The organism is Sphingopyxis sp. 550B (assembly GCF_057401805.1).
The window spans coordinates 4,109,702-4,121,929 of sequence record NZ_CM171610.1 but is presented as its reverse complement, the minus strand read 5'-3'; the positions used below and the strand labels follow the sequence as shown (position 1 = coordinate 4,121,929).

General features: G+C 69.4%; 10 protein-coding genes. 5 read left to right on the top strand and 5 right to left on the bottom strand.

Annotation, left to right across the window (positions count from 1 at the left end):
* The first annotated feature begins 309 nt into the window (after positions 1 to 309).
* The 5 genes from AC2S9W_RS19170 (at position 310) to AC2S9W_RS19150 (ending at position 6,526) form a co-directional block, all read left to right on the top strand.
* Positions 310 to 1,755: a glycosyl transferase family protein gene (locus AC2S9W_RS19170; protein WP_486571425.1), complete on the top strand. Its 1,446-nt coding sequence runs from the start codon at positions 310 to 312 to the stop codon at positions 1,753 to 1,755.
* Positions 1,752 to 2,936, top strand: a complete 1,185-nt coding sequence (locus tag AC2S9W_RS19165; RefSeq protein WP_486571424.1) for a hypothetical protein — start codon at positions 1,752 to 1,754, stop codon at positions 2,934 to 2,936. The genes AC2S9W_RS19170 and AC2S9W_RS19165 overlap by 4 nt, the downstream gene beginning before the upstream one ends.
* A gap of 101 nt (positions 2,937 to 3,037) precedes the next feature.
* Positions 3,038 to 3,946 carry a sulfite exporter TauE/SafE family protein gene (locus AC2S9W_RS19160; protein ID WP_067107977.1) on the top strand — a complete coding sequence of 303 codons (909 nt, stop codon included), beginning with the start codon at positions 3,038 to 3,040 and terminating at the stop codon, positions 3,944 to 3,946.
* Positions 3,943 to 4,716 (top strand): TIGR02186 family protein, encoded by a 774-nt coding sequence (locus tag AC2S9W_RS19155; protein ID WP_486571423.1) that lies wholly within the window; start codon positions 3,943 to 3,945, stop codon positions 4,714 to 4,716. Before AC2S9W_RS19160 ends, AC2S9W_RS19155 begins: the two co-directional genes overlap by 4 nt.
* A gap of 85 nt (positions 4,717 to 4,801) precedes the next feature.
* Entirely contained in the window at positions 4,802 to 6,526 is a 1,725-nt protein-coding gene (locus tag AC2S9W_RS19150) for an ATP-binding protein (protein WP_104959811.1), read from the top strand.
* Between the two features lie 64 nt (positions 6,527 to 6,590).
* Here the strand turns inward: AC2S9W_RS19150 and AC2S9W_RS19145 are convergent, their stop codons facing one another.
* From AC2S9W_RS19145 to dmeF, 5 genes are all read right to left on the bottom strand, one after another.
* Complete coding sequence (locus AC2S9W_RS19145) at positions 6,591 to 6,977, bottom strand: VOC family protein (RefSeq protein WP_076076575.1); 387 nt, start codon at positions 6,975 to 6,977, stop codon at positions 6,591 to 6,593.
* A gap of 44 nt (positions 6,978 to 7,021) precedes the next feature.
* Positions 7,022 to 8,146: a cell wall hydrolase gene (locus AC2S9W_RS19140; protein WP_104960365.1), complete on the bottom strand. Its 1,125-nt coding sequence runs from the start codon at positions 8,144 to 8,146 to the stop codon at positions 7,022 to 7,024.
* Between the two features lie 206 nt (positions 8,147 to 8,352).
* On the bottom strand, positions 8,353 to 9,147 hold the full coding sequence (locus AC2S9W_RS19135; RefSeq protein ID WP_076078067.1) for an ABC transporter ATP-binding protein: 795 nt from the start codon (positions 9,145 to 9,147) through the stop codon (positions 8,353 to 8,355).
* 55 nt (positions 9,148 to 9,202) lie between these two features.
* The gene (locus AC2S9W_RS19130; protein ID WP_076076574.1) at positions 9,203 to 11,029 is read right to left on the bottom strand and encodes a gamma-glutamyltransferase family protein; all 1,827 of its coding nucleotides are present in this window, start codon (positions 11,027 to 11,029) and stop codon (positions 9,203 to 9,205) included.
* 80 nt (positions 11,030 to 11,109) lie between these two features.
* Positions 11,110 to 12,036: a CDF family Co(II)/Ni(II) efflux transporter DmeF gene (gene dmeF, locus AC2S9W_RS19125; protein ID WP_104959810.1), complete on the bottom strand. Its 927-nt coding sequence runs from the start codon at positions 12,034 to 12,036 to the stop codon at positions 11,110 to 11,112.
* Positions 12,037 to 12,228 lie beyond the last annotated feature (192 nt).

The window sequence follows — 12,228 nt, the reverse complement described above, 5'->3', positions numbered from 1 at the left end:
CCTATCTCGTCACCCCGGACCTGATCGGCAATTATCCCTTCTCGACACGTCACTGTTCCCCGGCGAAAGCCGGGGTCCAGATGGCACAACGCTGCCCCGCATGGACCCCGGCTTTCGCCGGGGAACAACTCCCTACTTGCCTGAAGGGTATATCCCGACCTGATCCGGGGTGACGAAGAAAGCAAAACCTCGCTCCTGCTTTCAAACCGAGTCACCACCCCGCATTCCTCACACTTTACAAATGCGTGACCGGCACTAGGCATGAACCCTTCGGGAGATGGACGTCGGCGCAGGGGGGCGAGTTCGGCGGTGGATCAGGCGGCCGCATGGATCGAATGGCTGGTGCAGGGCATCCGCCACGAACTGATGCTCTTCGCGGCAGTCGGCATCCTCGTCATGGGTCTCGACGACCTGCTGTTCGACGGCCTGTGGTTCGGGGTCCGGCGCAGCATCGCCCGTCGCGCGGCGAGCCGTCCCGTCGGGCCGCGATTGCACGGCGTCTTCGCGGTTTTCGTGCCCGCGTGGGACGAGGCCGATGTCCTGCCCCATACGTTGATCCACGCGCTTCGCGCCTGGGAGGGCGAGGCGGTCCGCCTCTATGTCGGCTGCTATCCCAACGATGCCGCCACGCTGTTCGCCGCCTCGCCGTTCGCGGCGCGCGACCCGCGGGTGCGGCTGGTCATCGGCGACGCCGACGGTCCGACGACCAAGGGGGACAATCTCAACCGGCTGTGGGATGCGCTTTGCGAGGATGAGCGGCGCGAGGGGCTGCGCTTCGCCGCCGTCGTCCTCCACGATGCGGAGGATCGCGTCCACCCGGCCGAGATCGCGCTCTATCGCGACTGGCTGCCCGATCATGCGATGATCCAGATTCCCGTCGTGCCGACGAAAGGCGCGGACGCGACGTGGGTCAGCGGCCATTATGGCGACGAGTTCGCCGAGGCGCATGGCAAGGAACTGGGCGTCCGCTCGCATCTGGGACTGCCGCTTCCCGCGGCGGGCGTCGGTTGCGCCTTCGCCCGCGACGCGCTTTCGCTGCTCGCGCTCCACCGCGGCGGCGCGCCGTTTCGCGCCGACAGCCTGACCGAGGATTATGAGGTCGGCATGCTCATCGGCCATTACGGGCTGTCCGCCGCCTTCGTCGAGGCGTGGCGCGCGCCGGGCGATCCGGTGGTCTCGCGCGGGGCGTTCCCGGTGACATTGGAGGCGGCGGCGCGGCAGAAGGCGCGCTGGGTCGCGGGCATTTCGCTCGCCGGTTGGGATCATCTCGGCTGGCCGCCGCTGGCTGGCGGAAACGGCGGCCGGCGGCGCGCGTGGCTGGCGCGCTGGATGCTGTGGCGCGATCGCCGGGCCCCGCTCGCGGCGCTGATCCTGCTTGCCGCCTATGCCGGCATGGTCGTGACGGGGATTGTATGGGCCGGCGAGGCGCTGCTCGGCTGGACACCGCCGCCGATCGGCGACGGCTTTCGCCTGCTGCTGGCGGTCGATGCCGCGCTGCTGCTCTGGCGGCTCGGGATGCGGGGGCATTTTGCCGCGCGCTGGTACGGGATGCACGAGGCAATGCTGTCGATCCCGCGCGCCTTTGTCGCGAATATCGTCGCCATGCTCGCCGCCCGCCGAGCGGTCCTGCTTTACGGCCGGATGCTGCGATCGCGCGAGGTGGTCTGGGACAAGACGCGGCATAGCGAAGCGCCGCCGCCCGCCCAACCCGATCCGCTGGCCGATCCGTTGGCGATCCCGGTGCGGATCGCATGATGATGCTCTCGCCCGGGCCGCGTTCGCGGCGCGATGCTTCGGCGCTGCGCTTCCTGGCGCTGTGCGTCGGGGGCTGGATCGCGCTGCGGACGATGATGCTGTGGAATCCGGCCTGGCTGCTGTCCGATCCGGGCGCGGATCGCTGGCGGCCGCCGGCGCCCTTCGTCGCGCCGCAATGGCGCGATACCGCGCTCGCCACTCCGCATCGAAGCGATGTGACGCCGATGCCTGCGCCGCCGCGGCGCGCCGCCGCCGTGCCCGTCGCCGAGCCGCGTTTCGCATCGGTCGCCGAGCCCGCCCCGATGGTCGGCCAACCGACTGCCGTCAGCGGCCGGGGCGGCGGCGAGCCGGGTTTTGCGGGATGGGGGACCAACCGCCATGCAATTCGCCTCGCGCTGATCGCGCGGACGCTGCCCGCGCCGGTCGGCGGAGAGGCGCGCTCGGCGCTGCGCGGATCGCTGCCATGGCCCTCCGGGGCGGCGGCGCGGCACGCCGATCCGGGGCGCGGTGCGCCCTTCTGGATGCAGCGCGACCTGTCGGGCCTGTCGTTCGGCGGCTGGGTCTATCTGCGCGAAGCGTCGAGCGCGGTGCCGGGCGGAATCGCGGCGGCCGGCGGGCTCGGCGGCAGTCAGGCGGGCGCGCGGCTGGCCTACGGCCTCGGCGCGACGGGACGGACGCGCGTCTATGGCCGCGCGATCGTCGCGCTCGAACGGACGCGGCAGCGCGAGCTGGCGTTCGGTGTCGTTCATGCGCCGGTGACGGGCTGGCCGATCGATCTCGCCGTCGAGCAGCGCGTCGCCATCGGCCGCGAAGGCCGGACCGCGCTCGCCGCTTTCGTCAGCGGCGGGATCGGCGACGTGCCGCTGGCGAAAGGCTTCCGCCTCGAAGCCTATGGCCAGGCCGGGATCGTCGGGGCACGGCGGCGCGACGCTTTTGCCGACGGTGCGGTGGCGGTCGACCGCGGCTTTGGCGCGGACGGCGCCGGCCGGTTGCGGATCGGCGCGCTCGCGGCGGGCGCGGTCCAACCCGGCGCCGGGCGGGTCGATGTCGGGCCGCGGCTGACGCTGCGCCTGCCTCGCGTCGGCGAGGGCAGCCGGTTGGCGCTCGACTGGCGCCAGCGCATCGCGGGCGAAGCGCGCCCCGAAAGCGGACTGGCGCTGACGCTGGCGACCGATTTCTGAAATTCTCCGCATTCGCCGCACAGCCGATTCCCCGGCTTCGAAAAATGGTCTAGGGTGGCGGAATCGGCCCCGTTCGGGGCTCGGCCATCGTTCAGGGTTCCATGGATCTTTATCTTCCCGTCGCCAATCTGTCGGTCAACGCGCTGGTGATCGTCCTGCTCGGCGGCGGCGTCGGCCTGCTGTCGGGGATGTTCGGCGTCGGCGGCGGTTTCCTGACCACGCCGCTGCTGATCTTCTACGGCATTCCGCCGACGGTGGCGGTGGCCTCGGCGGCGACGCAGGTGACGGGGGCCAGCGTGTCGGGTGTGATGGCCTATCTCGATCGCGATGCGGTCGATCTGCGCATGGGGTCGGTGCTCGTCGCCGGGGGGCTGCTCGGCTCGCTGATCGGCGCTGGATTGTTCGAACTGCTCGCGGCGCTCGGGCAGATCGATACGGCGATCTCGATCCTCTATGTCGGCCTGCTCGGCACCGTCGGCGCGCTGATGGGGCGCGAGGCGTGGGGAACGCTGCGTTCGATGCAGGCGGGTCTGCCGCCGCCCGCGCGCAAGCGGCGCCACCATCCGATGGTCGCCAACCTGCCGATGCGCTGGCGCTTCTATCGCTCGGGTCTCTATATCTCGCCGCTCGCGCCGCTGCTGCTCGGCATGGCGGTCGGCATCCTCACCATGCTGCTGGGGGTCGGCGGCGGCTTCATCCTCGTTCCCGCGATGCTCTATCTGCTCGGCATGGGGACGCAGGTCGTCGTCGGCACCTCGCTGTTCCAGATCCTGTTCGTGACGATCGCCACGACGATGGTCCATGCGATGACCACCGGCGCGGTCGACATCGTGCTCGCCGGACTGCTGCTGCTCGGCAGCGTCACCGGCGCGCAGGTCGGCGCGCGCTTCGCGCAAAAGGCGCGGCCCGAATATCTGCGCCTCGCGCTCGCGGTCATCGTGCTGCTCGTCGCGGTGCAGATGGCGGTCGGCCTGTTCATCCGTCCCGACGAAATCTACACGGTGCAATGAGGCGGCTTGCCGCCTTTCTGCTCTGGCTGGCGTTGTTGGCCGGGCTGGGGGGGACGGCGCGCGCCGCCGACCCGCGCCTTGTCCCCGACGTATCGAGCCGCGCGATCGAGATTCAGTACAGCTTCACCGGCGAGGAACTGCTGCTGTTCGGCGCGATCCTCTATCCGGGGCAGCGCCTGCCCGACGACCGCGCCGACATCGTCGTCGTGCTGAAAGGGCCGGTGCGCCCGATCGTGCTGCGCGAGAAGCGGCGCGTCGCCGGCATGTGGGTCAATGCGAACAGCATCCGCCTGCGCACCTCGCCGGGTTTCTATGCGATCGGCTCGTCGCGCCCGATCGAGCAACTGGTCGACGAGCGCACCGCGGCGATCTTCGAACTCGGGCTCAGCAACCTGTCGATGTCGCCGACCGGCTTTTCGGAATCGCGCAAGCTCGAACGCTTCGAGAACGGCCTGATCGACCTCTATTCGCGCCAGGGACTCTTCTATCAGAACCCCCGCGCGGTCGAGATCACCGAGGGCGTGCTCTACCGCGCGCGCATCCCGCTGCCCGCGCGCGTGCCGGTCGGCACCTATCGCGCTGAAACCTATCTGATCAGCAAGGGGCGGGTGCTCGCGGTCGCCTCGCGCGACGTGCAGATCCGCAAGGCGGGCTTCGAGCGATTCGTCGCGCTCGCGGCGCAGCGGCACGGTTTTCTCTATGGATTGAGCGCGGTGCTGTTGTCGCTGGTGCTCGGCTACGGCGCCTCGGCGCTCTTCCGCCGCCGCTGACGGCGGTGCGCGCGGCATAAGCGCTTTCTTTACGAACCGATGCGATAATCGCCCGCGGGACAGACCAGAGCAGGCGGGGCGATTGATGGATATGCAGGGCAGCGGCTTTCCGGCCGCGGATTCGACGGCGGTGCAACACGTCCGGCTGGCCGGCGGCGGCACCGTGGCGGCCTCCGCCGCCGCGCCCGCGCCCGTCGCGGCGCCGCATCGCGACGACCTGCTGATCGGCGAGGTCATCGACATCGCGGGTTCGGCCTCACGCATCCTCCTCGACGCCACGACTCTCGCAAAACTCGCCAATTCCCCCGACCCCGCCCTCGCGATGGCAGGGCAGGTCGGCGCGCAGGTCAAGGTTCGCGTCGGCAATGTGTGGCTGCTCGCCAGCATCCGCGACCAGCAGCTTCATGACAGCGGGCAGGGCCTGATCGTCGCGTCGATCGACTTCCTCGGCGAGGGCGACGAGGAGAAGATCACCGGCCGCATCCATAATTTCCGCCGCGGCGTGACGCGCTATCCGATCCCCGGCAGCCAGGTTTATGCCGCGACCAACGCCGACCTGAAGCAGATCTACGCCGCCGACGAGCGCGCGCATGTCGAGATCGGCACCGTCTATCCGACGCGCGACATCCGCGGTTCGCTCTATGTCGACGCGATGCTCGGCAAGCATTTCGCGCTGCTCGGGTCGACCGGCACCGGCAAGTCGACCAGCGCCGCGCTGATCCTCCACCGCATCTGTGAACTCGCGCCGCAGGGTCACATCGTGATGGTCGATCCGCACGGCGAATATTCGGCGGCTTTCAAGGGCACCGGCGCGCTGTTCGACGTCGACAACCTTGCCATGCCCTATTGGCTGATGAACTTCGAGGAGCATTGCGAGGTCTTCGTCACCAGCGAGGGCCGCGACCGGCAGGGCGATTGCGACGTGCTCGCCAAATGCCTGCTTCAGGCGCGGATGAAGAACCGCCTGGCAGAGGGCATGACGAAGATCACCGTGGATTCGCCGATCCCCTATCTGCTGTCCGACCTGCTCAGCATCCTGACCAACGAGATGGGCAAGCTCGACAAGGCGACATCGTCGGCACCCTTCATGCGGATCAAGGGCAAGATCGAGGAAATGCGGGCCGATCCGCGCTATAATTTCATGTTCTCGGGCATGCTCGTCGCCGACACGATGGCGAATTTCATCGGCAAGATATTCCGGCTGCCTTCGGACGGGCGGCCGATCTCGATCATCGACGTGTCGGGGGTGCCCTCGGATATCACCGGCGTCGTCGTCGCGGTGCTCTCGCGCCTGACGTTCGACTATGCGATCTGGTCACGCGGCGAGCCGCAGCGCCCGATCCTGCTCGTCTGCGAAGAGGCGCACCGCTATATTCCGGCCAAGGACGTCGGCCAGGGGCAGGCGGTGCGCAAGATCCTCGAGCGGATCGCCAAGGAAGGCCGCAAATACGGCGTGTCGCTGGGCCTGATCACCCAGCGCCCGTCGGATCTGGCCGAGGGCGTGCTGTCGCAGTGCGGTACGATCATCTCGATGCGCCTCAACAACGAGCGCGACCAGCATTTCGTCAAGGCGGCGATGCCTGAAGGATCGCGCGGCTTCATCGATTCGATCCCGGCGCTGCGCAACCGCGAATGCATCGTCTGCGGCGAGGGTGTGTCGATCCCGATCCGCATCCATCTCGACACGCTCGAAGAGGACAAGCGACCGGCCTCGGGCGACCCGCTCTTCTCGAAGCTGTGGCGCGAAACCGGCGGCGAGGCCGAGATGGTCGAGCGCATCGTCAAGCGCTGGCGCAGCCAGGGGCGCTAAGGGTTCCGAATATCCTCCGCGCTTGCGGGGAGAGTCTCACATGGCTGCGCGACTGCTGCTGGACTCAGCCCGCCGGCGGCTCCCATAACTCGATCGGGTTGCCCTCCGGGTCGTGCACCCGGGCGAAGCGGCCGACGGCCGAGTCGTCCCATTCGGCTTTGGTGACGATGGCCTCGCCCGCGGCGCGGAACGGCGCGAGCACGGCGTCGAGATCGTCGACGCGCAGGTTGATCATGAACTGGCGGTCGGCGGGGAAATAGCCCGTGTCGGCCTGGAACGGCGAAAACACCAGCGGCCCGCCGGTGACGGTCCAGACCCACTGGTTGACCGGAGCGCTGTCGTCGGCGGTGCAGCCGCCGCCGACGCCCAGCCGGTCGCGATACCAGGCGCTCAGCGCTTCGGGGTCGCGGGCGCGGAAGAACAGCCCGCCGATGCCTTTCACATGTCCCATGTCCAGCCTCCCTGCCGTGTCGGCCGGACGATACCTCCGCCGCTCTACCGAATCCACTCTCCGCTCTTGCGGAACTCCTCGCGGATCTGGCCCGACTGGTTGAGCCGCGGGTCAGTGTAGGCCGGGGGCGGTGCGCTTGGCGTCGGCGTCGCGGCGGCGGTGCCGGTCTGCGCCATCGCCTGCGGCATGGGGGCCGCGGTGCCGCCAGGCAGCGGCGCAGGCAGGATCGCGCCGTCGATCGGCGGCAGCCCCGCCGCCGTCCCGCCGCCGCGCAACGCGGCGAGCTGACCGGCAACGGGCAGATAGGGGCCGGGCACCGGCTCATGGCCCAGATAGGGCGCGCGAAAGGCGTCCGGCATCCCCCAGCGCCCGCGCCAGCGATGGAAGATATGCGCGCCGACGATGTTGGTCATAACCAGGCTCTTGCCCCAGCGCGGCCAGATGGCGGTGGTGTGATAGTGGGTGGCCAGCCCGACGCCCGGATAGACCGAGCCGCCGAGCGCGGCCGAGGCGATGCGGCTCGCGCGCAGCCATATCGCCTTGTCCGGCGCGCGCGCCATCGCGCCGTCGCAGGCGAAGGTGAACTGGCATACGCCGGGGCGCTGCGATCCCTGGAAGACGACGCCGCAGATCGTGTTGGGAAAGCTGGGGTGCCGGGCGCGGTTGAGCACGACCTGCGCGACGCCGCGCATCCCGTCGTCGCTTTCGGACGCCGCCTCATAATAGACGGCGGCGGTCAGGCAGTAATGCGCGCGCTCGCGGTCGAGCGCGGTGAGCCCCTTGAAGGCATAGCTTTTCGCGGGCGGCCCGACGAACGCCTCGTCGCGCAGCGTCGCCGGATCGACCGGCGGCTGCGCGGCGGCGTCGGCATAGCCGATGCTGCCGGGATCGGGCAGCGTCGGGTCGATCTTCAGCGCGTCGGCATAGCTGCCGGCATTCATCACCGCCCAGCGCGTCGGGTCGTAGGGCTTGAAATCAAGCGGCACGGTGATGCGGTGCGGGCCGAAGCCGGGTGCGCGCGCCGCGCCGCTCGACAGCGCGAGCGCGAGGCTGGCAACGATCACCGCTGCGACCAGCGCTGCCCAGAAATTGCGCCCCGGCCCGGCGGGCCTTGCCGCTGCGGGGTCGAGCCAGGCCGACCGAGCCGTCAGGTGCAATTCGGGCTTCATGCGCGCGTCAATCATCCGATTCGGCTTCCGCCCGACCGATTCGTGCGGGACAATTCGATCCGCCTTATGCCGTGAGGTGCGAACAAAGTGTTGCGGCACGATCCGCATGTCCCGCAGCGGGACAGGCGCGGCGGATGGGGCGAAACGGCGCGATTGTCAAATCGGCGCGCCTCGGGGGTTATCGCGCTATCGCGCGGCCCCAACGGTCACGCCTCGATGGCGGCGTCGAACCATTCGCCGCGCGCCCGCACGGTCATGGGCAGCCCGAACAGGCCGGTCAGCGCCTCGCCGGTCAGCAACTCGGCCTTGGCGCCGTCGCGGTGGAGCCGGCCGCCGCGCAGCATCACGATGCGGTCGATCTCGGGCAATATCTCCTCGATATGATGGGTGATCAGCAGCAGCGTGGTGCCGCCGCGCGCGACGTCGCGCAGCATGGCGAGGAAATGGTGGCGCGATGCGGGGTCTAGCCCGGCGCAGGGCTCGTCGAGCAGCAGCGCGCGCGGCCGATGCGCGAGCGCGCGGGCGATCAGCACGCGCCGCGCCTCACCCGTCGACAGGCTCGCCATGCTGCGCCCGATCAGATGGCTCGCCCCGACCTCTTCGAGCGCGGCGCGCGCGGCGTCGATCATCGCCTGCGTATAGTGCTGGTGCGCCCACAGCCCGCGCGAGGCGAAGAAGCCCGAGACGACGCAGTCGAGCGTTTCGAGCGGCGGATCGGCGTCGAAATCGAGCTGCATCGCACCCGACACGATACCGAGCAGCTTCCGCAGGTCGAAGACGTTCCAGCTTTCCTGCCCGAAGATGCGGACCTGCGCGCCGTAACGCGGATAGAGCTGGCGCGCGATCAGCTTGACCAGCGTCGACTTGCCCGACCCGTTGGCGCCGAGGATCGCGGCATTCTCGCCCGCGCCGATGGTCAGCGCGGGCAGGTCGAGGATGCACGTCTCGTCGGCGATGACGCGGACATCGGCAAGGTCGAGCAGGGGCGGGTCGATGGTCATCGCGCGCCCCACAGCATGGCGGGGCGCATCGGGGCAAGCGAAAATGCCGCCGCCGTCAATAGGCCAGCGCACAGCCGTCGGCGCGCATCTCGCTCGCGGCGGCATAGACGCGGGTGTCGCCGTCCATGCGATGCTCGACGCATTGATAGCGGCCGAACCCGCCGTCGGGCTCGCCGATCGTCCAGCCGATCTCCGCCAGCCGCGCGCGCGTCGCCGCGGGCACCCCGCTTTCGAGACGCAGCAGTCCGTTCGGTCCCAGTCCCTCGGCATCCTCGCCCATCGACTGCGACGACCCCTCGTGGTGCCAGCGCGGCGAATCGCCCGCCGCCTGGATTTCGAGCCCATAGTCGACGCGGTTGACGACGATCTGCGTCTGCCCCTGCGGCTGCATGTCGCCGCCCATCACGCCGAAGCTCATCCACGGCGTGTCGCCGTGCGCGGCGAAACCGGGGATGATCGTCTGGAAGGGCCGCTTGCCGGGGGCATAGATGTTGGGATGCCCGTCCTGCAGAGTGAAGAGCTGGCCACGGTCCTGGAACATGAAGCCCAGCCCGTCGGCGACCAGCCCCGACCCCATGCCGCGGAAGTTCGACTGGATCATCGACACCATCATCCCGTCCTTGTCGGCGCAGCTGAAATAGGTGGTGTCGCCGTGGCTCGGCGCCTGGCCGGGATGGACCGGCGACAGGATGCGGTCGGGGCGGATCAGCTTCGCGCGCTCGGCGGCATAATCCTTCGACACCAGCCATTCGACCGGCACCTCGGCGAAATGCGGGTCGGCATAATATCGCGCGCGATCCTCATAGGCGAGGCGCTTCGCCTCGGCCTGGAGGTGGATCGACAGCGGCGACTGGAATCCGGCGCCCTTCAGGTCGAAATGTTCGAGGATGTTGAGCATCTGCAGCGTCGCGATCCCCTGCGTGTTGGCGCCGAGCGCATAGACGTCGGTGCCGCGATAGCTGGTGCGGTGCGGTTCGATCCATTCGGACCGGTGCGCCGCCAGATCCTCGCGGCGCAGCCAGCCGCCGATGCGCCGGAAATAGGCATCGATCGTGCGCGCGATCTCGCCCTCGTAGAAGACGTCGCGTCCGCCCTCGGCGATCAGGCGGAAGGTGCGTGCAAGGTCGGGGTTGCGGAATACCTGACCCGCCGCCGGCCCCTTGCCGTCGGCCATGCCATAGGTGCGCATCGCATTGTCGATCTCCTCGATCCCGCGTCCCGGCTGGCGGAAACCGGCTAGGCTGCGGCGGATGTACCAGGCGATCATGTCGGGCACCGGCGCCCCCGCCTCGGCGTGGGCGATCACCGGCTCGAACAGTTCCTTCCACGGCAGCTTTCCGTAGCGCTGGTGCATCGTCCACCAGGCGTCGACCGCGCCGGGCACCGAAACGCTGATCGCGCCATAGGCGGGCAGGGTGCCCTGCTTCGCCTGCGCGCGCACCGTCGCGAGGTCGAGCCCGCGCGGGCTCTTCCCCGAACCCGCGAGCCCGACGAGTTTGCGCTGCCCGGGGTCCCAGATCATCGCATAGGCATCGCCGCCGATGCCGTTCGCGGTCGGTTCGAGCAGGCCGAGGCAGGCGTTGATCGCGATCGCGGCATCGACCGCCGACCCGCCGCGCTTCAATATGTCGATCCCCGCCTGCGTCGCTAGCGGATGCGCGGTGCCGGCCGCGCCGCTGAGACCATATGCGGCGGTGCGTGAAGCGAAGCTCGCCCCGACGGGCCGGTCGCCGCCGCCGACATCCGGGCGCACGAAGCGGTCCGCGCCCGCGTCCCACGCGGGCGGCAGCGGCGGCGCATCCTTCTTCGCGGGCTGGGCGGTGCCTGCCGTGGGCAGGAAGGCCACCGCGGGGGCGGCGGCGAGAAGCGTGCGACGGCGCATGGACAATCCCCTCGAAAAAAAGACTTTGTTGCGCCGTCGGTGGGTGATGGCAAGGTGCGAATGTCCGCCCGGCGGATCGCTCAGCCCTGCGTTGGCCGTATCTCGATCGTCAGATGCGCGATTTCGTGCACCGGACGGACGCGCGCGTGGACGGTGTCGCGATCGATCCCTTCCGCGCTGATGATCGCGCCGTGCGCCGCGGGACCGAGCCGCCAGACGTGCAGGTCGACGATGCGCGCATCGCCCGGACCTTCGACATGCCGGCGGATTTCCGCTTCCAGCGCCGGGTTGGTGGCGTCGAGCAGCACAGAGGCCGTGTCGCGCATCAGCGACCACGACCAGATGGCGATGACGATCGACCCGGCGATCCCGACCGCCGGGTCGAGCCACGCCCAGCCGAGATAGCGCCCACCGAGCAGCGCCGCGATCGCGAGCACCGAGGTCAGGGCGTCGGCGAGCACGTGCAGATAGGCCGACCGCAGATTATTGTCGTGGTCGTGGGGATGCTCCCCGTCAAGCGCATGATCGTCATGCGCGTGCTCGTCATGGCCGTGGCCGAGCAGCAGCGCGCTGATGATGTTCACCGCCAGGCCGATCGCGGCGACCACGGTTGCCTCGACGAAGGCCACCGGGCGCGGGTCAACGAGCCGCGTCAGCGATTCCCACGCGATGCCGATCGCGACGATCCCGAGCACGAGCGCCGAGGCGAAACCCGCGAGGTCGCCGACCTTGCCGGTGCCGAAGCTGTAGCGGCCGCTCGTCGCATGGCGCTTCGCATAGGCGTAGGCGAGCGCCGCGATGCCAAGTGCGCCGGCATGGGTCGCCATGTGAAAGCCATCGGCGAGCAGCGCCATCGAATCGAAGGCGAGCCCCGCGGCGATCTCCGCCACCATCATCGCCGCGGTCAGCAGTACGACCCACAGGGTGCGGCGGGCATTTTCGTCGTGCCGCGCGCCCAGATAGACATGATTGTGCGTGAGCGTGTCGATTTCGCTGTCGAGCGACATGCGGCGCGCTCCCTATCGAGCGTGGCCGCGGATCGCGGTCGCGCGCGGTGCTGCCTGTCTGGCGGTGCGCCGGACGCGCGCGAGAAGTCGATCTCTGTTCGTGCGGGCATGCGCCATGGGACAGGGACCTGCCCGATATCCGCGGGCGGGACAAGGATGAAGATCGAACGGCGCCCCTGTCATTCCCCCTTG

What these genes read in the sequence shown, in the direction of transcription:
- AC2S9W_RS19165 (WP_486571424.1), top strand. Translation starts at nt 1,752, where the DNA reads ATGATGATGCTCTCGCCCGGGCCGCGTTCGCGGCGCGATGCTTCGGCG.
- AC2S9W_RS19160 (WP_067107977.1), top strand. Translation starts at nt 3,038, where the DNA reads ATGGATCTTTATCTTCCCGTCGCCAATCTGTCGGTCAACGCGCTGGTG.
- AC2S9W_RS19155 (WP_486571423.1), top strand. Translation starts at nt 3,943, where the DNA reads ATGAGGCGGCTTGCCGCCTTTCTGCTCTGGCTGGCGTTGTTGGCCGGG.
- AC2S9W_RS19150 (WP_104959811.1), top strand. Translation starts at nt 4,802, where the DNA reads ATGGATATGCAGGGCAGCGGCTTTCCGGCCGCGGATTCGACGGCGGTG.
- AC2S9W_RS19145 (WP_076076575.1), bottom strand. Translation starts at nt 6,977, where the DNA reads ATGGGACATGTGAAAGGCATCGGCGGGCTGTTCTTCCGCGCCCGCGAC.
- AC2S9W_RS19140 (WP_104960365.1), bottom strand. Translation starts at nt 8,146, where the DNA reads ATGAAGCCCGAATTGCACCTGACGGCTCGGTCGGCCTGGCTCGACCCC.
- AC2S9W_RS19135 (WP_076078067.1), bottom strand. Translation starts at nt 9,147, where the DNA reads ATGACCATCGACCCGCCCCTGCTCGACCTTGCCGATGTCCGCGTCATC.
- AC2S9W_RS19130 (WP_076076574.1), bottom strand. Translation starts at nt 11,029, where the DNA reads ATGCGCCGTCGCACGCTTCTCGCCGCCGCCCCCGCGGTGGCCTTCCTG.
- dmeF (WP_104959810.1), bottom strand. Translation starts at nt 12,036, where the DNA reads ATGTCGCTCGACAGCGAAATCGACACGCTCACGCACAATCATGTCTAT.